Consider the following 23,454-nt stretch of genomic DNA (forward strand, 5'->3'; position numbering starts at 1 on the left):
CATTATAATCTTTTACATAGATCTTATAGAAACCTTCGCCATTATTATTGATATTATTAATTGCACGCGAAAGCGAATTATTATTATTGGCATCAGTTGCTACAGCACCCTGCGTACCCGCAGCATTGGTTTTATAACCAGTATGTGTAGTGCTGTTCCAGTAGAAATAGAAATCGCCCTCACCAACATAAAGCCTTGCAGCGGCATCTGCCCTCTTTTGAGAATCAGCAGTGCTGTCCTTTGAAAGGTTGAGGTCAGGTCTTTCTTTCATACTAATCCTTGTTATCTCGGTCTGAGCAGCATTGAAAACAATCTTCGCCTTTGCATTAGCTGATCTTTCTCGAGCTCTTCTCAGAAAATACCCCCAAGAAGGTACAATAATAGCAAGAAGGATTCCCAGGATCGCAAGAACCACAACGAGCTCCATCAAAGTAAAGCCCTTTTTGGTCTTATTTGTCTTCACGGAAAATGCACCTCCTAAATCAATTTTCATTTATATTATATCAAAAAGTTCATTTTTTGTCAATAATAAAATGAAACGTCGGCGACAATTTTTCAGCCTGTTTATTGTGCATTTAGCCAATCATTTTCGCCTAAAGGTTCTTGTAAAAAAATGCTCCCTCCGTGAGGAAGGAGCATTATTTTCAATTCAAGAAACTCTTGATTACGATGCCTTAGCAGCTGCTGCATTGAGAGCATTTGTCAGAGCATTGTTAACTGAGAGCTTGTATGACTTGTAGTTATCAACTGTAACTACACCACCAGGGCAAGTACCTGTGTATGTGTTGTCAAGAGCAACTGCAACTGCTGTACAAGCTGCGCCTTCGCACTGTGCTTTGAACTCAAGCTTTGTAGCCTTCTCCATGTAGTTCTTGATCTTTGTCCATACTGTAGCACCAGTGATACCAGTAGGAAGATTTGTGCCGTTAACTGTACATGTGTTAGCGTTCTTTGTGTGGTCGATACCTGTAACGCTGCCAGCGTCCTGTGTCTCTTCATCAAGCTCGATCAGAGTTGTGTTGATAGCCTTCTGAAGTGTGCTTGCTGTTGAGTTAGCTGAAGAAACCTTTGACTTCTTAACGTAACCAAGCATTGAAGGAACGAGGATTGCTGCGAGAACACCGATGATAGCGATAACAACGATGAGCTCAATAAGTGTAAAGCCTTTCTTTGTAGTTTTCATAAGAAAACCCTCCTTAAAAATATAGATTTGTGAAAGTCCTTTGCTTTCACTCAATTTTTAGGTTCAGGGATTTTTGATCTCCCTTTCCCTTCCCTGTGATTATAGTATACCACCTTATTCACATAATGTCAACAGTTTTTTAAAAAAAATCCATATATCAAGGCACTTTTTACATTAGAACGGTAAATAGGCACATTTTTTTTAGCGTTTTCGTCGAACTGCACAAGTTTTTGTGAATAATGTAACTCATTTATCTTGTTTTTGTTATATTCACAGTTAATTATACTTTTCGTATAGGGGTATTTTGAGTATTATATGCCCCTTTTTTCAAGAAATTTTTTTGCTTTGAAAGATTTTTTTGATGTTTTTTTATCCGGTTTTTTATTTTTCACGGAAAAATTTTTCCTGAAAGTTTTCTTCCTTATTATATAAATGGTATCCTAAAAAAATAACCGTCGGACAAAAGGTCCGACGGGAAATTTTTTCGGTTTTATCAGCCGGGCATACCTGTTGGCATACCTGCAGGTCTTGCTCCGCCCATCTGAGAGAGGAAACGATAGAATTCCTGCTTGTCGAGGCACTTCTCGAGAGCGTCTACCTCGTTGATAACATTCTTGTATACCAGTCTTGCGAGCTCCATGTCCAGAGACATCATGCCCTGCTGCTTACCTGTCTGAATAGCAGACTGTACAAGGTGGATCTTGTTATCACGGATCATAGCGGAAATAGCGTCTGTACAGTTAAGTATTTCCATTACAGCGATACGTCCCGAACCGTCTCTCTTAGGAATAAGTGTCTGAGAGATAACAGCAACGAGGTTGTTAGCCAGCTGTGTTCTGATCTGCTGCTGCTGATGCTCGGGGTAAACGTCGATGATACGGTTGATGGTATCAGCTGCAGATGTTGTATGAAGTGTTGACATAACGAGATGTCCTGTTTCGGCAGCGGTTACGGCAGCCTGGATAGTCTCGAAGTCACGCATTTCTCCTACGAGGATAACATCGGGGTCCTCACGGAGGGCAGCTCTGAGCGCGAGTGCGAATGACGGAACGTCATCGCCGATCTCTCTCTGGTTTACCATACATCTCTTATGCTCGTGAACGTACTCGATAGGATCCTCAACTGTGATAACGTGAGCACTTCTGTTAAGGTTAACGAAGTCGATCATAGCAGCCAGGGTAGTAGACTTACCTGAACCGGTAGGACCTGTTACGAGAACCAGTCCACGGGGACGCATTGCGAAATCAGCAAGTATCGGAGGAAGTCCGAGGTCCTCAAGAGTAGGTATATCATTTCTCAGAAGACGGATAGCGATTGCGGGCTTGCCCTTCTGGAAGTATACATTTACACGGTGACGGTAGCCGCTTCTTGTTGTGAACGAGAAATCGGTATCGTGATGGTTGTTTACACTTGTCTGCTGTGCGTCGTTAGTCATTTGATGAACGATATTGAGTATTTCCTCCTCGTCCATTTCGGGATACTGTGAACGCATGGTTCTCAGTGTACCGTTGAGACGTACAACAGGAGCGATCCTGTCTGTAAAATGAAGGTCCGAACAGCCGAGGAGTCTGACCTCGTCAAGTATTCTATGAATTTCGATTGCCATATTTATTATCCTCCCTATTTAGGTACAAACCATTATACTGTGTATGTTGCTCTTACAAGCTCATCGATGGATGTTTCGCCGGCCTGTACCAGCTCGGAAGCGTTGTCACGGAGCAGCTTTGTACCCTGTTCCCTTGCAGCTGCTTCGATCTGTTCCTTAGTACCGCCGCCTGCGATAATGGATGAAACCTTTGTAGTACAGTGAATTATCTCATGTATAGCGGTTCTGCCTCTGTAACCTGTGTTATTGCAGGCAGGGCATCCGCCGGGCTCGAAGATCTGTATTGAATGATCCAGACCCATAAGCTCGTTTTCTTCGGGAGTTGTCATTCTCGGCTTCTTACAATCAGGGCAGAGAACCTTGACAAGTCGCTGAGCGATAACGCCGATAAGTGAAGTAGCGACCATGTAAGGAGCAACGCCCATATCAACCAGACGAACAACAGTGGAAGCAGCGTCGTTGGTATGAAGTGTGGAGAGAACCAAGTGACCTGTGATAGCGGCGCGGATACCGATGTCAGCTGTCTCGGTATCACGCATCTCTCCGATCATTACTACGTCAGGGTCCTGACGGAGGATAGAACGGAGGGCTGCGGCAAAGGTCATGCCGGCCTTCATATTAACCTGACACTGATTGATTCCGTCGATAGCTTTTTCGACAGGGTCCTCAACGGTAACAACGTTTACATTAGGCTTAGCGATCTCACCGAGAGCAGCGTAAAGAGTGGTTGTTTTACCGGAACCGGTAGGTCCTGTTACGAGGATAACGCCGTGAGGAACTCTCAGCATTGACTCAAACAGTGTATAGTTATAATCGGACATACCCAGATCAGTGATCTTACGGAGTGCGATCTGTCCTGTTGAAAGAATTCGGATAACGATCTTTTCACCGTGTACCATAGGAAGTGAAGATACACGGACGTCAAGAGTTGTACCGTCAACGACCTGTGTGAAACGGCCGTCCTGAGGTATTCTCTTCTCAGCGATGTTCATTCCGCTGATAAGCTTGAAACGTGTGGTAAGTGCGCTGTGAACAGCACTGGAAATATTCATGAGTTCAACGAGATCGCCGTTTACACGGATACGGATCCTTGTATACTTATCAAAGGGCTCGATATGAATATCGGTAGCGTCTGCTCTGTATGAGTTTTCTACGATAGTTGTAGCAAGCTTAACGATAGGAGCACTCTCAACTCTGTCCTTGGACTCGAGGTCTGCCTCACTCATTTCACCGAGGTCGCCGCCCATTCCGGCAACACCCTCGAGAACGCTGTCAACGTTCTGCATTGAGTAGCACTTACCGATAGCCTTGTTGATAGCTGAAGTTGTTGCAAGCACAGGAACTGTATCCATACCTGTTGACACCTTGATATCTTCAAGTACGATGAAGTTTACAGGATCGTTGGTTGCAACTGTAAGACGTTTGCCCTGTACATTGATAGCGATAACGGTATGCTTTCTTGCCAGAGCTTCGGGAACCATCTGTACCGCTTCAGTATTGATCTCAACATTGTCAAGGTCAACATACTGTACTCTCAGGTTTCCAGCCAGTGCCTTTGCGAAGTTTACTTCAGACATGAATCCCAGTTCAACTACAACGTCACCGAATTTCTTCGAACCGTTTGATGCTTTCTGGGCGTCAAGAACCTGCTGAAGCTGTTCGCTTGTGATCAGCCCTTGATTGACTAAGTAGTCACCAATTCTCTCGTTTCTCATAAAAAACCTCCGCTTATTTTCTGAATATCCGCCGTATCCGTCATACAGCCCGATATTCTAAAATTTTACTTGAATTTTCCATAATTTATGTTATAATAATATTATGTACATTTTAAATATGAAGGAGGGGTAAAATCATGTTCGGCTTTGAAGATATGCTCCACAGTGAATTTACCGAGCTGCCATTCAAGATCATGTTTTACGTCATTATTTTCCTTTTCGGCATATGTGTCGGAAGCTTCCTTAACGTTGTCATTTACAGACTTCCTGCCGGTGAATCGGTACTCGGCATAGGCGGAAGCAAGGAAGACAAGGAAAAAGCCTCGCACTGCATGACCTGCGGTGCAAAGATCAGACCTATCGACCTTATCCCGGTTTTCAGCTGGCTTATGCTGAGAGGAAAATGTCATAGCTGCGGTCAGAAGATCTCTCCGCGCTATCCGATTGTAGAGGCACTTAACGGTCTTCTCTACGTTCTGACGTTTTTTGTTCTGGACATTAATGTTAAATCCATAATAACCTGCGTTCTTATGTCGTTCCTTATCGTTATAGGATTTATCGACTGGGATACAAAGGACATATACGTCAGCATGGTGGCTGTAATACTTATCCTTGCGATCCCCCTGCATCTTTTCTACTCCCGCGAGAATGAAGATGTTACTCTGAAAAGCCGTATAATCGGAGCATTTATCATCAGCGTCCCGTTCTTTATAATCGGTGAAGTCAGCCGTCCAATCATACGTAAGAAGTTCGGTGAGGACTTCAGAGCGATAGAACTGGGAGACAGTATGCTGATGTTCGCTGCAGGTGCGTTTCTCGGAACACAAGCTGTTATCGCTTCAACATTCATTGGTATACTTGCTGCAGCCCTTGGAGGACTGATAGTCAAAGCAGTCACCAAAGACTCAAAATTTGCTTTTGGCCCCTTCCTTGCAATTGGTATTGCAGCGGGAGCACTCTGGGGCAATCAGATAGCTCAGTGGTACATAAGCTTGATGCCGCATGAATAATCAATAAAATAAAGTACAGGCAGCAGCATAAAACTGCTGCCTGTTTTTTTACATATTTATGAGATTTTCTCAGTTTGCAACTAAACTTGAAAGCTCAATCTCATCTGTGTAGGAATAGATGAAGTAAATATCATCATCAAAGTCTACCTTAGGTGGCAAAACAGTATTACTAAAATACTGATCTCCCCATGCAAATCCCTTTCCACACTGTACAGCATCAGAAGGATCTGCTTCCGTAACTACCTTTGTTGAGTTGTTGAATAATGGTCTTGCAACGCCAACAGGTGTAGCAATTCTTCTGTTTCTTGCGGCTATATTCGTAAGCGGGAGATTTGCTATCTGTATAGCAACAGGACTTCTGAAGGCTCTGTAGCTGAAAGTTGATGAATTCTTTACTCGTGTCTCATCTACAGAACCACCGGTTTTCTTATCCAGTACGATCGTAAGATCAAGCTTATTTGCATTTATACCGGAATTATCATTTTCATAATCCTTATCAAGAGCTCTGTAAATCTCATTGCTGTCGCCGCCAGTAGGTGTAGGTACCACCGTAAGGTTTGAAGCACCAAGAGCATAACTGAAGTTATATGCTGAATCCTGAGCATCAAAGAATGCGGGATTGAGCTCAGATTTCTCAGCAGGGTATGGCGCTAATGTAGCGATCGGTGTTTTTGTATCGAAATCAAAAACACGATGTGTTATTTCTCCGCGTTTTAAATTTAATGTCGTGTCATCATTATTTAAAAGACGAAGAACATGAACCTTACCCTTAAGATAAACTACATCATGACCGTTATATCCAACAGCTGACATCTGATTACCGCCTATTGTAGGCTGGTAATGTGATGCGCGATACCTTTCAGCCCAAGCTGCAATATCAGCATCGTCAACATCGCCATCACCGTCTGTGTCCATATTACTTGTTGTAGCAACAATGATGTTTTCAGAATATTCAAGTTTGCCCTGAAGGTAAGTCTGAATATTATTTGCGTAGGAATAAGTCTTCTCTGAGATCGACGTATTTCTGAATATTGCCGAGACAGGCTTTGTAATTGCCATAACACCGACCATAAGAATGGAGAAGATCGCCATAACTACTATAAGCTCTACAAGGGTAAAACCCTTTTTAACTTTTCTATTCATAGTATCGCCTCCATTCAAGGTAGGTCATCGATCTCGAAGAATTCAAGATTAAGATTTGAATTTGCTCCGTTCAGAATCTCATTTTTCTGAGTCGGTGTCTTACCATCGAGAAGGACATCTCTGGTCTGATACTTCTTTGCAGTCATATCAACCTTGGTATTAAGATTATACTGAACCTTATGAGTTCCTTTTGAAGGATCATTTGGATCAATATATTCTTCATTTTCAAACACTCCGGGTATATCATCCTGCTCGACTGTTATCGCGAGATTTGCAGTAGAAATATCCTTGAGAGTATTTGTGGAATCATTATACTTCGTCACATGATTAGCTGCATAAGGAGACTCTTCAACTATCTTGTTCCTAAGACTGTTTGAAGCCTTATTTGCAGAATCAATATGCATTCCTACCAGTACGAGCAGACTGCCCATCATAGCAAAAATTGCAATTGAAATGATCATTTCGATAAGAGTCATGCCCTTGAGCTTCTTTCTGCTTTTTTTCATAAGAACACTCCTCCTTTATACGCCCATATAGTACGAAACCTGATACCAGTGTCTCTGACCTCTGATAACATTATTATTGTTCTGGTTTCCGCCGCCGCCAGAGTTGATAACGCTGAAATCATTCTGTGCTTCTGTAACCTTTTCAACAAGAGCACTTCCTATAATAACAGGCATTAACTCACCGTCGCCCGGCTTAGGCCATATAGTACCATACTCGTCTATATACTTTACAGCCCATTTACCACCGCACTTATTGTGTATTGTCAGCGTAGGTGCCTTGAATGTACCGGTAAATGTACAATTGTTATCCATATCAAGATCAGCATCTTCGGTAGCGTAGAACTCCATACCCCATGTATCGTCAAATCTTACTGTACAGCCTTCTGTAAAGTTGCTTGCTCTTATAAGTGAATTTTTCATTGTAAGAGTTCCATCGATCATAAACTTTACAGTACCGCCGCCGGGATAACAAACGATCTCCTTAAAAGCAGGCTTATTATTGACCGGGTTATTTGCATTCATTGTTACATTTTTCAGACCTATCCATATATCTTCATTGACAGGTTTGATTTTAATAGTTTCATCAACAACATAGCTGTCAGGATTAGACTCATCAGCAAGAATACAAGAAGTGGTTATATATCCGTCTTCCCATACGCTTGTCTTCTGACCGTTGCTAAATGCATAAGGGAGGTTTTCCGGGAGCTCATGAGGATATGTCTCGGTTTCAAACCTACCATGCTCTGCATCATAGTGAAGATCTTCTCTTACCTCATCAAGATTCTTTATGAGCTTCATCTCGGGCTGGTCAGTTACTGTAAAGTTGCCATTTTCCTTCTTGCCCCAGATAACTTCTCTTTCCATGTTAGTAGGATAAATAGATGTCTGTCCGGTCTTCTGGAAATAATCCGATACAGGCTTGTAAAGATCTGATGATGTTGCATTTCTTACAGCCTCTGATTCCGGAACAACTTCATTTGTTGAATCCTTCAGATAGAAAGAACCTCTTGCATCTCTTTCAGCAACCTCAACATACTCGCCGCCGATATCAGTGGGCTTTCTGTAGAAAGTTGAATCCTTATCTGTTGAATCCGAAGTAACATTTCCGTTTGGATCAGCCTTATACTTTGAATACTGACCTTCTACGATTGTTGATGTATCATCGAAACCGTTTTCATCGGTTCTGTAATAAGGTTTGAATTCATAATAATCAGTACCGTTAGGCATGATATAAATGGTCTTTGTGCCCCATTCGAGGTCTTCAACAGTTCCGTCAGGATATCTGATCTCATTGTGCCAAGGATCATGATCCATCTTTACTGACGAACGTTCTTCAACGTTAGGAACCTCTGTATTTTCATACATTACATTTGCAACTTCGATACAGTCAGGACGAATCTCATTTTCATGCCATGAATATCCATCCTTGATCTGTCTTGTACCATTTCCTGAGCTGATGCTGCTATAAATGCTGCCGCCGATTATGGACGGTACACTCTGTAAATCAAGATTGCCGCCAACAACCAGATTGCCGTATATTGTTACACCATCCTGTACTGTGCAGTTTCCTTCAACTCTTACGTCACCGTATATAGTTGCTTGTCTAAGATTAAGATCACCCTTGCAATAAATGCTTCCGCCTGCGGAGTTGAACTGTGTATCCTGCTTCTGAACTACCGAACGTGTCCAGGCATAAAGCTTATTACCACTTCCGTTCTGGCCACCAAAGTAATTCACGCCCTTTTGGACAGTCATATCATAACTGGCGTTTCTTCCCTGGTTATCATAGCCTATAACATTGTATGAACTGCCATCTTTGTTATCCATTAAATAAAGATCGGCATACATTGTAATAGGTCCATTAAATTTCATTGTTCCTGCAAAAATATTGAACGGAGGAACAGCATTCTTTACACGAGCATCTACATTAACAACTTCTACACCTGATGATGTCGGGCCACACAGAGCCTGATTTACAAAGAGATACGGTACATCCTTCTGAGTATAAGCACCGGGCATCTCATAGTCAAGGTAGAATCCGCTGTTATTTGTAAACGAAAGATTTCCGTCAATAACAGTCTGTGAATAAGGCTTTGTTGCCTTACTATCATCCTGGGGCTTCTTCACCCAGAATTTATATCCGCTTGTAGCACTTGAAAGAGATCCGTTTACGTATGTAAGTGTAGTCTCAACATTTGATTTGTTATGTGTATGGAAAACTTCATTCTGGTCATCGTTTGAGATACCAACACCCAGACCACCGGTAATAATAGCACCGTTGGGGAAGTGATTACCTCCTGCTTCCTGAAGTCCGTTGATGCCGCCGGGATTATTGGGAGCCTGTCTTGCAGGCTGCTTGCGTATATAAGCTGTTACTGTCTCAAATTCCCTACCTACCTTACAGGTAGCAGTAACTCTTACCAGCTCAGTCTTATTCCATGTAGCTCCGTTACCATCCGAATCAAAGAAAGCATAGCCTTCCGAATTCGGAACTGCAGCTACTTCGATACGATCAGGTACCCAGGTGTTTCCATTAAAATAACCTACTTCACCCAGAGTCTTATCATTGATAACAACCTTTGGGTGCATTGAAGTCTGAGTTCCTGAACCGAGGTTCTCGACCGCTACTTCCAGACCGAGATCACGCGACATAGCTGTAGTAAATGAATCAATGGCAGCTCTTGCCGTATAATTTGCCTGAGACGTCGAGTACGACTTATGCGCTCGGTTGCCAGCAGCAGACGCAAGCGCCAGTGTACCGGTCAGAAAGATTATAAGCAATGCCATTACACATACAACTGTAAACAGCACTGATCCGCGTAATGTTTTCTTCTTCTCTGTTTTCATTTTTCTAACCGCCTTTCAAGTTATATTTTTAATAACTATAGCGTGTGATGTAGAGTTTTCTTCGTATTTAGTTTGCCTCCACATTAGGCTCGGGCATATCGTATACTGAATAAAGTGTAATTACGATCTGTGCTTCAGAGGTATTAGTGATCTTCTGACCTTCACCTGCTGAAACTTCTACCTTTTCGCCATCCTTTGAATCGGGAAGGGATACCTTTGCAGCATCAGCCGCATTCTTACCGAATGTATAATCGGTGATAGCTACTGAATTGATAACCATTGCCTTGTCATAATTCTTAAGCTCTTCAAGGTAATCATAGATATTTTTCTTTGTACCTTCAACTTTTATGCCATACTGTGTCTGGATGATAGACTCCTTAGCTCTCTGTGTAAGAGAAGTACTTTCAGCTACAGAAGCATCATACTCAGTCTGAAGGTCACCGTTTACATCGGCTGACTTACGAAGGTCAACAAAAGTATCACTTGTAGCTTCATAGTAATAATCGATAGGTGCAAGTGTTGAATTTGCAAGCTCAACACTCTTGAGAGTTACCTTTGTCTTATCAGCAAAGTCCTGCATGGTCTGGTCGATCACTGCAGTATCCTTTACCTCCTCACGTGGAACAAATACTCTTGCAGTATTTGTTGTATCAGTGTAGATGTTAATGATGTTTTCCTTGAGTCCGGGGATCTGAGCGATAGTATTTTCTGTCTTTTCCTTTTCCGCCATTCTGGTCGTACGGATTGCCTTGTCATCCTTTATGCGATTTATTGTCGGCCTGATAAGTGCAAAAAAGCCGATGAGCAATATAGCGATGGCGATGAGTATCGCAGCTACAATCTTATCTCTGTAAGTAAGTTTCATTCTTATTCAGCCTCCTTTGCTTTATCAGCGCTTTCAACGGGATGATAAGCGCTCTTGTTACCCACAAGAGTAACCATAGAATCAAAACGGATCTGATCCTTCTCTTCCTTAGTCTCTTCATCAGCAACTGTAACTACCTGGTATCCGCTGTAACCGGCACCCTTGAACATATCACTGTCAATGAGATTCTGGACAAACTTAGCAGGAAGCTTCTGTGCAAACTCGTCTTTATTGACGTCACACTCAACAGCGAACGCGAGCTTTCCGTCCTGATATCTGGGATCTTTGATCTTGAATTCCTCGATCTTTTCATCCTTACAGGTATCCTCAAGGATCTTTTCAACCTCGTCGTAAGCGCCGCCGGTAATGCTCGGCATTGAAAGATAAGCATCGCTTGCGTTGTTTATCTTTGTATTGTATGCCTCAACTACTTTCTGAAGTTCTGTGAGCTTCTTATGGTGAGCAAGCTTGTTCTGTGTATCTGCACTGTTCAGGTACTCGTCGCACTTTCTGATATCGCTCTTGATTCCCTGATCACGGAGGAAAAATCCGAGGAATGCCAGACCAACGATAGCTGCTGAACCGATAAGAGCTGCAAGCATTGCAATATTTCCCGAGCTCTCGTTCTTGATCTTGTTCTTTACAGCTGTTCCGAGATCAGTTTCGAGAAGGTTGATCTTCTCGATCTCTCTGTTTCTCTTGAACATAGCGCCGATAGCGTTTGCGTAAAGTGAGAACTCAAGATTTTCATGACCGTGAATCTGCGGAGGAACGTTGATAAGACTTGTCTTCAGGTCGAGTTTTTCGAGCTCGTCTGTAAGTCTTACGTACTCATGTGTATCTCCGTAGAAGATAACGTTTTCTATGGACTCTCCTGTATTACGGCTTCTGTGGAACTGAAGCATACGGAAGATATTCTCGTTTACAGCTTCAAAAACGTAGTCATCGGAGTAACCGTAGTCGGCTGCGTCGATGGAAGCGAAACGTGAGAATGAAAGCTGTCCCTGCTCATAGAGGTTAAGGGAGATGAAGTTGTTGTCGATCTGTACAGCAAGGAGCGGCATCTTGGATCTGATCTTTGTATCAGCAAGAAGAACCTTTGTGATACAGTTGCATCCGATCATTACTGATCTCAGTGAGATAGTTGAAAGGAGTCTGAACACTTCTCTGTAGCTGTTAACGATCTCATAGGGGCAGGCTGTAGCGAGTATCTTGTATGAAGGCTCGCTTGCCTCGCTGCTGTCTGCGTCACCAACTATGATGTATGACACGCTGTATGAATCATCGAGATTGAGCTCAGCCTGCATCTGCATCTTAACAGTCTTCTGGAGATCCTGACCTCTGTTGCTCTTTGCAACTGTCATTTCCTTGAAGATCGTAAGGTTGGACGAGATCGAAACGATCGCCTCCTTATCAGGCATTCTGTGCATCTTAAGAACGTTGTTGATAAGTGTAGCAACTGCGGGAACATCCTTAACGTGTCCGTTAACTATGTAACCCTCTTCTACATTAACTGTTGCAGCGGAGCTGATCTTGATCTTTCCGTTGCTCTCAACGCCTTTAACAACTCGTATATTTCTATCGGTAATATCAAATGAAAGCATTTATCTTTTCCACCTTTCCTTATTAGTTTTCGAGACCTTCCAGTGAACCGTAGAGAGCGGGGTAAACGCCGATAACTACCATTCCTATGATAAGTCCCATGAATATGAGAAGAACAGGCTGTACGATACCAACCAGTCGCTGAACAGCGGCATCTGATTCTTCTTCATAATAGTCTGATGTTTTTTCGAGGATAGAGTCAAGCGCACCTGATTCCTCACCAACGTATATAACCGAGCAGAACATAGGCTCAAATATCTCGGTACGTGTGATAGCTGAGGAAAGTGTCTCACCCTGTTTAACCTCGTCGATAACGCTCTCGAATTTTTCATCGATATACGAATTGCCGAGTATAGCTGATGATCTTTCAAGGCACTCTACCATCGGGATACCGCTGGAGTAAAGTGAAGAAAGTGTTCTTGCGAATCTTCCTGTGTAGATCTTTGTAATGAGCGGACCGAATCCGGGGCCCTTGATGAGCATTCTGTGTACCTTCTTGCGGAAGTTTGGTATCTTCATAGCGTACCTGAAGCCGAAGAAAGCTGCAACGACTATGATAAGAAGTATGTACCATCTCTTTGTCAGGAAGTCACTGATTGCTGCCATGACCTTCGTGAGGAAGGGCATCTTGCTCTTGTCATCAAACATTTCAATAAATACAGGCATGATAAACGTAAAGAGGAAGATAACAACTACAATACAGAGTACCAGAAGGATTATAGGATAGATCATAGCACTTCTGATAGAGTTCTTGAGTTTGTTTTCTTTCTGGTAGTGATCTGCCATACGTGTCATGATAATGTCCAGCGAACCGGAACTTTCGCCCGCACCGACCATTGAGATCAGGAATTGAGGGAAAGATCCTTCGTGCATTTCGAGAGTGGATGAGAATGATTCACCCTTCTGCACGTTCTCGTAGACGTCCTGCCATATGGCTCTCGCCTTTTCGTTCTCCTGTTCCTTGGTAAGAATATCGATCGCTTTTACAAGTGTGAGACCTGAAGTAAGCATGGCGCTGAGCTGTCTGCAGCAGAACGCAAGCTCCTTTGTACCAAACTTGTAGATCGATTTTCCGTCACCTGAATCGCCTTCCTTGAAATCCCTGACATACAAGCCTTTTTCCTTGGCTCTCTGTAAGAATTCCTGCTCATTCTCCGCGTTCATTATGCCCTTGGTCTGTTTGCCGCGCGCATCCTGAGCAATATAGGAATAACTCTTCATGAAACCACCTCCAAAATTAATTACTTGTGATGAACGTTTCTCACTGCCTTAATAATAACAATTATACCATTTTAAGAGTTACTTTTCAATCGCTTTTTTTACATAAATAATCAACCGTTTTTTATCAATATTTACCAAGAATTATACAAACGGTAATACTGGCTACAGGGAACGGCTTTTATTCTACAAAAACAAAACGCCTGAAGGCAGCACAATATATGGTATCAGCACACCTCTACCAAACATTGTTAAACTTCCACAATAATTATATCACACCCGCTTTTAAATTGCAACATAAAAGCTCATTTTTTCATCTTTTTTTTACAGAATTGTAAACTGCGGCAATTTCATTAACTGTAATTTAGTCATTTTGACCGTTATCCCTTGAAAATACTACGGTCTTTAGGCGAAAAACGAGTTGAAGACTGTGGACAAGTTTATAGTTTTTACCATAATCACACCGCTTTTGAGCAAATAATTCCGTATACTATTATAATATATATTTTTATTATAGCCATTATTCCACAGATTTCTCAGAGCTCCGATATGACCTTTTTCAGTTCCTGTGCAACGTCAGTGCTGACTCCTGCAGTCTGTGCCAGCTCCTCCGCGGAAGCCGCTCTCAGATTGGCAATGGTCTTGTACTTCATAAACAGCTTTGCCGCCTTCTTTTCGCCTATACCGCGCACTTTCAGCAGTTCTGAGCTGTATGTCTTTTTCTTGTGCTTCAGGTGCATGAAGCTTACTGAGTAACGGTGGACCTCGTCCTGTATCCTTGTAACAAGGTCAAAGACCTGTCTCAGGCCGTTTATCTGTATTTCCCTGCCGCCTGTGGCGATAGCCCTTGTACGGTGCTTGTCGTCCTTGACCATGCCGAAAAGGGGTATATCCAGTCCGAGCTCCTTCATAAGAGGAGTTACAGCATTGACATGGCCTTTTCCGCCGTCCAGGAGTATAAGATCGGGAGTCCTTGTGAAGAACTCGTCCCCCTCTCCCGTGACTATGTGCATAAGTCTCCTTTTAAGCACCTCCCGCATACTTCCGTAATCGTTCTGAAGCTCCTGCTCCTTTACGGTAAAGCGCTTATAAGCCTTTTTCAGCGGTCTGCCGTCCTCAAAGACGACCATTCCCGCGACCATCGACTCCGAGGAAAGGTTCGATATATCGTAAGCCTCGATATATCGCGGCGGCTTGGCAAGTCCCAGACTCTGCCCCAGCTGTTCCAGTGCGATGACCTCTTTGCCTGTACGGTCATTCTTTATGGCGGCATACTCCGCACTGTTGTTCTTGGCAAGTCTGAGCAGCTCCAGCTGTCTGCCCTTCTGCGGCACATGGAGCTTCACCTTCCTGCCCGCCTGTCCCTCCAGCATTTCCGTGATGAGCAAGTCGTCCTCGGGGATATGGTCAATTATGATATTTCTGGGAATATCGGGCTTTTTGTAATAGAACTGCATCATGAACAGGCTGAGTATATCCTCGCCGCCGTCAGGGAGGGGAAACTCGAACACAGCCTTGTCAAACAGCCTGTCCTCGCGGTACATCAGCACCGAAACATACAGACCGCCGCTGTATTCCGCGATACCTATAACATCTGCGGACTCCACGCCGCTGTTGATTATTTTCTGCTTTTCAGAAGCCTTCTTTACCGCATTTATCCTGTCACGGAGCATAGCAGCCTTTTCAAAATCCAGCTCATCGGCTGCGCGGAGCATCTCCGCCTCCATGCGTTCAACGGACTGAGCGCTGCCGCTTCTGATGAACTCCACAGCCTGTTCCACTGCCTCACGGTAGTCTCCCGCGCTTATCCTTCCACGGCAGACGCCCATGCACTGCTTGATATGATAATTCAGGCAGGGGCGGCTCTTTCCGAAATCCTGAGGGAATTTTCTGCGGCAGGTAGGCAGCATGAATACGCGGTTTGCCTCGTTTACCGCCTCTTTTGTGATGAATCCGCTCGTATACGGACCGAGATAGCGTCCCGGCTGCTTTGTATTCTTTTCGTTGGTGATACGGGGATATTCCTCATCAGAGATACGTATATAATGGTAGCCCTTGTCGTCCTTCAGCAGGATATTATACTTGGGCTTATGCTGCTTTATGAGGCTGCATTCCAGCAGCAGAGCTTCATATTCACTGTCCGTGACTATGAAATCGTAATCGTATACATTCGACACCATTGCGGCTACCTTCGGCGTATGGTCGGGATTTTCGCGGAAGTAGCTGCTGACACGGTTGCGCAGGTTCTTTGCCTTGCCGATATAGATTATGGAGCTGTCCTTTTTCCGCATTATGTATACGCCGGGAGAAGAGGTCAGCTTCGCGGTCTTTTCGCGGAGATAAGGTAATCTCGGGTTCATATGTGCTCCCCTTTCTCAGAAAACACACAGGACGCCCACAGGCGCCCCGTTTTATTCGGTCAGTGATTAGTAGGGGCGCACAAAGTGCGCCCTGAATCCTTTAGATCTGTCTTTAAGACGGTATCCGCACAAAACAGCAGCAGATCCCGCTTATTTCTTTTTCTTCACCTGTCTGCGGATATACCTGAAGGTAGCCTCCTCACCCTTATCGCGGAGCATAGTGAGCAGGAACTCCAGCTTTGCCGATGTAGTCTTTTCTATGATCCTCTTATGCTTTGAACGCAGGAAGTACTCCAGCGGCATGGAATCATTGTAATTGCCCTTGTTGTATATCTTTGAAGCCGCAACACGGTCGCAGAACATCTCAAATATGAATATATCGGGCATTTTCACAGGTTCAAGGCGTCTCGTTGTCATGTTGTAGTCCGTCCAGTACTCGAAATGGTGACGGTTCCTGCCTTTATGGTGCATCCATGCTCTTGAATAGCCCGAGACCTCGCGTTCACGCTCATTCGGACTGCGATCCCCCTGGAAGTATCGTACCCCCGGGATGAATTCCGTAGGAGAATACTTGGAAAGATCGTGCACCAGACCTCTCCGTGGTATACCTGCTTTGATACAGTGTATAAGCACCTGTTTTCTGTGCTGACGTACAGTACTCAGATGTCCGATCAGATTTTTAAACAGCATCAGAACGCTCCTCACTGTAGCTTCCGTTTATATCGAGGACGCTTTCCTTTTCGATGAGCTTTCCGCTGATGATGCGCCTGCCCTCGGAATATCCGGGATCGGCCAGCTTTTTCGCCATTATGCCCACTGAGACCTCAGCCATTCTGGACAGATCCACCTCTACGGTAGTTATCGTGGGTATACATATGCTTGATACCGTATAATTATCATATCCCACAACGCTTATATCCTCGGGAACACGCACGCCCTTGGATTTAAGTGCGGAAATGACTCTGAAAGCCGTCTCGTCGCAGTTGCAGACAAAGGCAGTCGGCATTTCCTCGGGAAAATTTATCTTGTCAAAGAGTATACCGCGCTCGTTTCTGTCTCCGATTATCCATTCCTTGCGGAATTCCAGCTCATTTTCCATTATGCACTTGACGTAGCCGAGGTAACGGTCATTGATGCTGCTTGTAGCGTTAAGAGTACCGAAAAAACCGATCTTGCGGTGTCCCTTTGCGACCAGATGATCCGTAAGCATATATCCGCCGTTGAAGCTGTCCGAGATAACGGAGTCTATATTGTACCTGTTGTCGTAGAAATCAACGAACATAAGCGGACAGGTCAGCTTGCTGAGACACTCTATGTAGCTTCTGTGTACCTGTCCGATGACGATAATGCCGTCCACCTTGTTATCCGTGACCATATTCGGCAGTATGGCGTTCTTTTCGCTGTCAGCGGTAACGCACTCGTACACCGTGCATATATTAAGCTGTGAAAGCTGATTGGATATACTTGCAGTCAGCTCCCAGTAGAAAGTACCTCTTGCGCCCACGAAGCGCTCCGAGGTAAGTATACCAACATTTTTTCCTATCTTTGGTATGGCGATACGCCTTTTCTCACTCTTTGTATTTGAAGGCTTATAGCCCATTTTCTCAGCAGTTTCGCAAATCTTTCTCCTCATTTTCTCGCTTACGCCGTCACGGCCTGCGAGAGCATTTGAGACCGTTACCACGCTTACTCCCAGCTTGGTAGCGATGTCCAGCATTTTTACACCGTTTTTCATTTTCTCCCCCATATTTAAGCAGCAGTAACATCCCTGCGCCGATTCAGCCGCATAAGAAGCAGCCGCACATTAAATTAACTTTACATATTATATCATGGTTTAAGTGATAAATAAAGCAGTTTTGAAAATTTTGTAGGAAATGTCAATTATTGTGCGTTTCTATTGTCTAAAACATAAAAAGCGCGGAGGCAGTACCTCCGCGGATTCAGCTTTTTTCTTCTTTTCTGCCTTCGTATCCGGACAGATAGGGATATGCCTCCCGGCAGGAGCTTTCAGAGGTGTCCTCTGCGGCATTATAAGGGATAAGTCCCGTCATATCCCCCCATGAAGCTGACGGACAGAGATACTCCTCGTTCTTGTCGGGCTCTGGAACGGGTATATCGTTCTTTTTTCTCTTCATAAAATCATCTCCCGAGACTATTATGCGCGTAAAAAACGGTTTTATGCACATACGGCACTTCCGCAGGCAGTATAAAAGCAAACAGAAAAGCCACAGCATCTCCGACTCAGTATCGGAAACACTATGGCTTTATGATCTTAAACAGACGCTTCACTTAATGAAGTGCCATGATATCATTCCTCGGGATCATTATTTACCGTCTGCGTTATATTCGGCTTATTTCCCTCTTCTGCAGATTCCTGACCGGGAACTATCTGCTGAGCATTGGGCTCGTAAGAGAGTATCAGCTTCTTTATATCCTCATCGAGGGTGAGGTTATAGGTAAGCTTCAGAGCCATAAGCGCATTGGGTATATCCTTCTCCATAAGGTAATTTGCAGCAAGCTGAGCAGCTACCGAAATTACGTCCTCATTGGGACCGAAGGGGATATCGTACTTTTTCATGACCGCAATGATATCATCACGGTTGGGCTGCTTTATGGGAGAACCCTTACGCTGGGCAAGGTCTCTCATCTCAGCGGGGATAGCAGGGTGAGGCGCAAACATCACGCTTGCCGTAAGGAATGTAGCCGCGTCGTCAAACTCGCCCATATCGGTAAGAGAATATCCCACATTAGCGTAGCATCTTGCGATAGCCACAGGTGAAGAAGCCACCTTGAGAGTCTCCTTGGTAGTTTCAATGAGCATTCGCTTGTTTTTCAGGAGCTTATACACCTCTGCCAGCTCAAATCTCGGGCCGCAGTCCAGCGGATTGTACTCCATAGCCTTCTCGAGAACGGGTATAGCGTCCAGAGGAGAGCCTGTCTCAACGAGTATGTAAGCGTATGTGGTAAGCATGGTTCCGAAGTCGAAGGGTGAACGGTTGAGCACCTTGTCCGACTTGTATCTCAGCTGATAAAGATTGTCCTCAAAGGGATTTCTGAGAGAGACGAATTTTGACTTTTCGCCCTCGCTGTAATCGAGGATGATCTTCTTGTAGAGGCGCTCCGCAAGGGATTTAGCCTCATTCAGCTTCTTTTCGCCTACCAGCGCAACTATCTTTTCCTGTACCTGATCGAGGCGCATACCGTCCATATGGGTAAGTCTCTCGACCTCGTCCTTCTGTGACTGAGGCATTATCTCAGCAATAAGCTGTGTTGCTGCCGCAACTCCCTCGATGTTCTTCTCCTTTGCGAAGCGCTCTGCCTCACTGCGGAGAAAGTCGTTATTCTCATCAAGAGAATCGGTGAGCTTTGCTCTCAGATCTTCAAGGATCTTGTTTTCTGCCATTATTTTTCCCCATTTCGTTTATATATGATATGATCAGAAGCCTCTCTTGGACATTTCCTTTCTGAACTTGGCTTCTATCTTATCCTGCTTTTTCTTCTGCTTGAGCTCGGACTTTGTCATGTAGCGAACGTCCTTGTCCATAGGCTGCTGAGGTCTGGGAGCGGGATTGCTTCTCATATTGCTTCTTGCAGGAGTCTTGTACTCATCGAATACGGGTACAGCCTGCTGAGCCTGAGCCACCTTCTGTCTCTTTACGCTGTCGTCACCCATTGTGGAAAGAACGTCCTCAACGGATGTGAGTACAGGGCTGTTAGCCTTGAGTCCCTGTGTCTCGATGAGGTTCTTGTCAGCATACTCCTTGGAGCTTGCGATAGCGTTGATGAATGCCTGTGATGTTGACTTGCTGTGGGGGTTTACAGCGATCTTTGAGATATTCGCTGTGGGAACGCCCTGCTGCTGAACAGGCTTTCTGGGAACTACCGACTTTACAGCTGCGGGCTGAGCGGGAGCTGCTGCGGCTCTCTGAGCCTGTGCTGCTGTCTGCTGAGCGGGAGCTGCTGCCTGCTGGGGAGCCGCCTGAGCCTGAGGTCTTGCGGCTGCTGCCTGCTGAGGAGCTGCCTGAGCCTGAGGTCTTGCAGCGTTCTGAGCTGCCTGAAGCGGAACATAGACGGGCTGACCCTTCTGATCGTAGCCTGCAAGTCTCATCTGGATGTACTTGTAAACAGGCTGGTTATTTGAATCATAGCCTGCAAGCTGAGGTACCTTTATTACCTGAGGCTGCTGTGCAGCTGCCTGCTTGGGCTGCTCTGTATTATTAGTCTCTGCACTCCTTCCGGGTGCTACATAATTATAATCACTCATATCAGTTTCAAACTCCTCTTCTGCCATAACCGGCTGATTAAATGTGGGCTCTGCCATATTATCGAGCACAGGTGCTGCAATGTCCTCAACGGAGGGTATCTCGTCAAGCACGGGTGCTGCAATATCTTCAACTGCGGGTATCTCATCAAACACAGGCGCTGCAATGTCATCGACAGAGGGTATATCGTCGATCACAGGCGCTGCAATGTCCTCAACTGAGGATATATCGTCGATCACGGGTGCTGCAATTTCCTCAGCGGAGGGTATCTCGTCCAGCACGGATGCTGTAATATCCTCAACACCAGGAATATCATCGAGAATGGGTGCTACCATCTCGCCTGCCGCAGGGAGCTCACCCATAACAGGTGCTGCGATATCCTCTATTACAGGTATTGAAAGTTCGTCCATTTCCTTGGGCATATTCTCGTCATATGCGGGATAAACGGGTGCGGGCTCATCAGCGGATATAGGCTGTGCAATGCCGTCGGCGCCGAAGAGCTGATCCGAGACCTGATCCCACGCGCTGCCCTGAACGTACTCCTGATAGCCGTCTGCCGGGGTATATCCCTGTACGTCCGCGTCGATTATCTGCTGACTGCCGTCAAGTACGGGAGGCTGAGCATATATCGGCTCTCCGTAGACAGGCTCTCCGTATACGGGCTGACCATATACCATATCATCGGCAGAGGGATTATCAATGGAGAACATCTGCATGATGTCTTCCTCGTTCCTTGCCTGTACAGCAGGATCGGGCACACCGTAGGCAGGTCCGTTCTGCATACCGAAATCAACGCCGTCCATCTCATCGGGCTCCTCGTAGGCAGCAGGTATATCCTGCGGCACTGTGGGTTCCGAACTGGGAGCGGGAATAGCAAACTGTGCAAGGAAATCATCCTCTGGCTGGACCTGAGCCTGAGCAGGCTCTGCGTCGGGCTTCTGAATAGCGAACTGAGCCAGGAAATCGTCCTCCACCGCAGGAGCGGGGGCTTCTTCTTCCTTCTGAGGCACGTTTATTGCAAACTGTGCGAGACTGTCATCGATAGCTACGCCTGTGCCCGGGATAGTATTTCTGGGAACCTCGGGCTCAGCGGCAGCATTCTGTTGCTCATAGAGATTGTTTGCAGCCTCCTGAGCAGCAGCCTCTTCAGCAGCCTTTCTTGCTTCCTCGGCAGCTTTTCTTGCTTCCTCGGCAGCCTTTCTTCTTGCCTCTTCTTCCTTCCTCTTGGCATCAGGATCTCTTGTGATCCTTGCAGTGGTATTACCGAGAGGAACTATGCCCTCATCGCTGATACCCATTTTTTCACGCTGCTTCTCTTCCTTGAGAAGGCGTGTCATTTCCTTTTTATCGGCCTTTATCATCTTTTTTGCAAGACTGGCCTTACATTTTTCACAGGTTATCTCTTTCAGGTCGGTCATCATGGATGTCCTGTGATACCGAGTTACATTTTCGGGCCTGAGAAGGTTTATTCCGCAGCCGGTTTTTTTCTCATTCTCGGTCCCGTGAACCACCTTGTCATACGAAGACGTTACCAATGTTATATCCATAGTCCTCTCCCCTCCGCAGCAGAACCGCGGTCTCCGCTTTACGGCAGCGGATCGCCGATTTCCCAGATCGCACGGATAAGCTCTGTCTTGTTTCCGAGGACACAGCTGAAGGGGCACCGTGTCCCGCAGCTCCTGATGCGAACAACTATACAAGTATATTATACATGATACTTCAAAAAAAATCAACACTTTCTTAAGAAATGAAGGCCAAAATTATACCCATTTTAAAATTTTCGGTGAAAATAACAAATCGTTATTGATTTTTTTGTCAAATTCTACTTACATTGTTTAATCTAAATTATCTAAATTAAAAGCGTGATACAGCCGTTTATTTGAAATCCCACCGATTTGTGTTCCACAGCTGCCTACACAACAGATAGCCCAAAATCATGCCCCGTTGGGTGTATTATTTTATATAGACGTAAAAAATTACAAAAACCTGCAATTTGCTCTTGCATTATCGCCGATTTTGTTGTATTATTAATAGTGTATTGGCAGGCACAGAAAGCAGTTTCGCAGGTGTCTGCATAAGCTTCTTTGAAGGAGGAAAAAACGTGAAACTCGTTTCAGTAGTAGTTCCCTGTTATAATGAGCAGGAAGTCCTGCCCATGTTCTACGAGGAGATAACCAAGGTAACAGCTCAGATGTCAAAGGATTACCCTGAGCTCACCTTCGAATACCTTTTTATAAATGACGGATCCAAGGATACTACGCTTGATATACTTCGTTCTCTCGCAGACAAGGACAAGCGTGTGAGATATATTTCATTCTCGAGAAATTTCGGCAAGGAATCAGGTATGTATGCAGGCCTGAAGAACTCCAAGGGCGACTATGTGGTCGTAATGGACGCAGACCTTCAGCATCCCCCGTCATTCCTTCCAAAAATGTACAGCTATGTAAGAGACGGCGAATACGACTGTGCCACCACCCGACGCGTCAGCAGAAAGGGCGAGTCCAAGGTGCGCTCATGGTTCGCAAGGCTGTTCTATAAAATAATGAACAAGATCTCACAGACAGAGATCGTGGACGGCGCTCAGGACTTCCGCTTCATGACAAGGCAGATGGTGGACGCCATACTGGATATGTCGGAGTACAACCGCTTCTCCAAGGGCATATTCAGCTGGGTAGGCTTCAATACCCGCTATATCGAATATGAAAACGTGGAGCGCCCCGCAGGCACCTCCTCGTGGTCCTTCTGGGGACTTTTCAAATACTCGCTGGAAGGCATCATGGCATTCTCCACAGCTCCGCTGGCAATAGCCTCACTGCTGGGAATAATCACCTGCTTCATTGCCTTCGTGCTCATAGTTATAACCATAATCCGCTCCATCTTCGGATGGCTGGACGCTCCCGACGGCTATCCCACCATGCTGTGCCTGATATTCCTTTTCAGCGGCCTTCAGCTCTTCTGTGTGGGTATACTGGGACAGTACCTTTCAAAGACATACCTTGAGACGAAAAACCGTCCGATATACATAACCAAGGAGACAGAGGACATCTACCGTCAGCGCAAGGCTGAAGCTCAGCAGAAAACTGCGCAGCAGCCCTCAGTTCCCGAAAAGGAAAACAAATGAATGAGGAGGTGCGGAG

The 23,454-nt window shown here is 45.1% G+C and carries 18 protein-coding genes (1 of these 18 cut by a window edge); 2 read left to right on the forward strand and 16 right to left on the reverse strand.

From position 1 onward, the window contains the following. The 4 genes from RF007C_RS16590 to RF007C_RS10795 form a co-directional block, all read right to left on the reverse strand. Positions 1–463 carry the 5' portion of a prepilin-type N-terminal cleavage/methylation domain-containing protein gene (locus RF007C_RS16590; RefSeq protein ID WP_051456636.1) on the reverse strand. It extends 155 nt beyond the left edge of the window, so the window shows 463 of its 618 coding nt (coding positions 1–463); its start codon is at positions 461–463; its stop codon lies off the left edge, out of view. A 201-nt stretch (positions 464–664) separates the two neighbouring features. Next, on the reverse strand, positions 665–1,183 hold the full coding sequence (locus RF007C_RS16595) for a pilin (RefSeq protein WP_051456637.1): 519 nt from the start codon (positions 1,181–1,183) through the stop codon (positions 665–667). Between the two features lie 493 nt (positions 1,184–1,676). Beyond that, positions 1,677–2,789, reverse strand: coding sequence for a type IV pilus twitching motility protein PilT (locus tag RF007C_RS10790; protein ID WP_019680175.1), 1,113 nt, complete (start codon positions 2,787–2,789; stop codon positions 1,677–1,679). Positions 2,790–2,821: 32 nt separating this feature from the next. Further along, positions 2,822–4,504: a GspE/PulE family protein gene (locus RF007C_RS10795; RefSeq protein WP_019680174.1), complete on the reverse strand. Its 1,683-nt coding sequence runs from the start codon at positions 4,502–4,504 to the stop codon at positions 2,822–2,824. 137 nt (positions 4,505–4,641) lie between these two features. Here RF007C_RS10795 and RF007C_RS10800 point away from each other — a divergent pair, with 137 nt between their 5' ends. Then, a complete protein-coding gene (locus tag RF007C_RS10800; RefSeq protein ID WP_019680173.1) occupies positions 4,642–5,514 on the forward strand; it encodes a prepilin peptidase in 873 nt (290 codons plus the stop codon). A gap of 69 nt (positions 5,515–5,583) precedes the next feature. Here the strand turns inward: RF007C_RS10800 and RF007C_RS10805 are convergent, their stop codons facing one another. The 12 genes from RF007C_RS10805 to RF007C_RS17755 form a co-directional block, all read right to left on the reverse strand. Then, positions 5,584–6,657 (reverse strand): type II secretion system protein, encoded by a 1,074-nt coding sequence (locus RF007C_RS10805; RefSeq protein ID WP_037299793.1) that lies wholly within the window; start codon positions 6,655–6,657, stop codon positions 5,584–5,586. A gap of 14 nt (positions 6,658–6,671) precedes the next feature. Further along, on the reverse strand, positions 6,672–7,163 hold the full coding sequence (locus tag RF007C_RS10810) for a PulJ/GspJ family protein (RefSeq protein WP_037299795.1): 492 nt from the start codon (positions 7,161–7,163) through the stop codon (positions 6,672–6,674). A gap of 15 nt (positions 7,164–7,178) precedes the next feature. Next, complete coding sequence (locus RF007C_RS10815) at positions 7,179–10,010, reverse strand: hypothetical protein (protein WP_037299798.1); 2,832 nt, start codon at positions 10,008–10,010, stop codon at positions 7,179–7,181. Positions 10,011–10,077: 67 nt separating this feature from the next. Next, positions 10,078–10,875 carry a hypothetical protein gene (locus RF007C_RS10820; protein WP_037299801.1) on the reverse strand — a complete coding sequence of 266 codons (798 nt, stop codon included), beginning with the start codon at positions 10,873–10,875 and terminating at the stop codon, positions 10,078–10,080. A 2-nt stretch (positions 10,876–10,877) separates the two neighbouring features. Further along, the gene (gene pilM, locus RF007C_RS10825; protein ID WP_019680169.1) at positions 10,878–12,479 is read right to left on the reverse strand and encodes a pilus assembly protein PilM; all 1,602 of its coding nucleotides are present in this window, start codon (positions 12,477–12,479) and stop codon (positions 10,878–10,880) included. Between the two features lie 22 nt (positions 12,480–12,501). Continuing rightward, entirely contained in the window at positions 12,502–13,698 is a 1,197-nt protein-coding gene (locus RF007C_RS10830; RefSeq protein ID WP_019680168.1) for a type II secretion system F family protein, read from the reverse strand. A gap of 533 nt (positions 13,699–14,231) precedes the next feature. Next, positions 14,232–16,055 carry an excinuclease ABC subunit UvrC gene (gene uvrC, locus RF007C_RS10835; protein ID WP_037299804.1) on the reverse strand — a complete coding sequence of 608 codons (1,824 nt, stop codon included), beginning with the start codon at positions 16,053–16,055 and terminating at the stop codon, positions 14,232–14,234. 150 nt (positions 16,056–16,205) lie between these two features. After that, positions 16,206–16,745: a DUF5662 family protein gene (locus RF007C_RS10840; RefSeq protein ID WP_019680166.1), complete on the reverse strand. Its 540-nt coding sequence runs from the start codon at positions 16,743–16,745 to the stop codon at positions 16,206–16,208. Beyond that, positions 16,735–17,790, reverse strand: coding sequence for a LacI family DNA-binding transcriptional regulator (locus RF007C_RS10845; RefSeq protein ID WP_037299807.1), 1,056 nt, complete (start codon positions 17,788–17,790; stop codon positions 16,735–16,737). The genes RF007C_RS10840 and RF007C_RS10845 overlap by 11 nt, the downstream gene beginning before the upstream one ends. A gap of 205 nt (positions 17,791–17,995) precedes the next feature. Beyond that, complete coding sequence (locus tag RF007C_RS10850) at positions 17,996–18,190, reverse strand: hypothetical protein (protein ID WP_037299810.1); 195 nt, start codon at positions 18,188–18,190, stop codon at positions 17,996–17,998. Positions 18,191–18,363: 173 nt separating this feature from the next. Beyond that, entirely contained in the window at positions 18,364–19,458 is a 1,095-nt protein-coding gene (locus RF007C_RS10855; RefSeq protein ID WP_037299812.1) for a hypothetical protein, read from the reverse strand. A gap of 33 nt (positions 19,459–19,491) precedes the next feature. Further along, a complete protein-coding gene (locus tag RF007C_RS17755; protein ID WP_037299813.1) occupies positions 19,492–21,864 on the reverse strand; it encodes a hypothetical protein in 2,373 nt (790 codons plus the stop codon). Between the two features lie 554 nt (positions 21,865–22,418). On the opposite strand from RF007C_RS17755, the gene RF007C_RS10865 reads away from it, so the two are divergent. Further along, on the forward strand, positions 22,419–23,438 hold the full coding sequence (locus tag RF007C_RS10865) for a glycosyltransferase (RefSeq protein ID WP_019680162.1): 1,020 nt from the start codon (positions 22,419–22,421) through the stop codon (positions 23,436–23,438). Positions 23,439–23,454 lie beyond the last annotated feature (16 nt).

The sequence above is a fragment of the Ruminococcus flavefaciens 007c genome, assembly GCF_000571935.1.
Taxonomy (GTDB): domain Bacteria; phylum Bacillota; class Clostridia; order Oscillospirales; family Ruminococcaceae; genus Ruminococcus; species Ruminococcus flavefaciens_F.

Coding starts and splice junctions, on each gene's coding strand:
- RF007C_RS16595 (WP_051456637.1), bottom strand. CDS start 1,183: ATGAAAACTACAAAGAAAGGCTTTACACTTATTGAGCTCATCGTTGTT.
- RF007C_RS10790 (WP_019680175.1), bottom strand. CDS start 2,789: ATGGCAATCGAAATTCATAGAATACTTGACGAGGTCAGACTCCTCGGC.
- RF007C_RS10795 (WP_019680174.1), bottom strand. CDS start 4,504: ATGAGAAACGAGAGAATTGGTGACTACTTAGTCAATCAAGGGCTGATC.
- RF007C_RS10800 (WP_019680173.1), top strand. CDS start 4,642: ATGTTCGGCTTTGAAGATATGCTCCACAGTGAATTTACCGAGCTGCCA.
- RF007C_RS10805 (WP_037299793.1), bottom strand. CDS start 6,657: ATGAATAGAAAAGTTAAAAAGGGTTTTACCCTTGTAGAGCTTATAGTA.
- RF007C_RS10810 (WP_037299795.1), bottom strand. CDS start 7,163: ATGAAAAAAAGCAGAAAGAAGCTCAAGGGCATGACTCTTATCGAAATG.
- RF007C_RS10815 (WP_037299798.1), bottom strand. CDS start 10,010: ATGAAAACAGAGAAGAAGAAAACATTACGCGGATCAGTGCTGTTTACA.
- RF007C_RS10820 (WP_037299801.1), bottom strand. CDS start 10,875: ATGAAACTTACTTACAGAGATAAGATTGTAGCTGCGATACTCATCGCC.
- pilM (WP_019680169.1), bottom strand. CDS start 12,479: ATGCTTTCATTTGATATTACCGATAGAAATATACGAGTTGTTAAAGGC.
- RF007C_RS10830 (WP_019680168.1), bottom strand. CDS start 13,698: ATGAAGAGTTATTCCTATATTGCTCAGGATGCGCGCGGCAAACAGACC.
- uvrC (WP_037299804.1), bottom strand. CDS start 16,055: ATGAACCCGAGATTACCTTATCTCCGCGAAAAGACCGCGAAGCTGACC.
- RF007C_RS10840 (WP_019680166.1), bottom strand. CDS start 16,745: ATGCTGTTTAAAAATCTGATCGGACATCTGAGTACTGTACGTCAGCAC.
- RF007C_RS10845 (WP_037299807.1), bottom strand. CDS start 17,790: ATGAAAAACGGTGTAAAAATGCTGGACATCGCTACCAAGCTGGGAGTA.
- RF007C_RS10850 (WP_037299810.1), bottom strand. CDS start 18,190: ATGAAGAGAAAAAAGAACGATATACCCGTTCCAGAGCCCGACAAGAAC.
- RF007C_RS10855 (WP_037299812.1), bottom strand. CDS start 19,458: ATGGCAGAAAACAAGATCCTTGAAGATCTGAGAGCAAAGCTCACCGAT.
- RF007C_RS17755 (WP_037299813.1), bottom strand. CDS start 21,864: ATGGATATAACATTGGTAACGTCTTCGTATGACAAGGTGGTTCACGGG.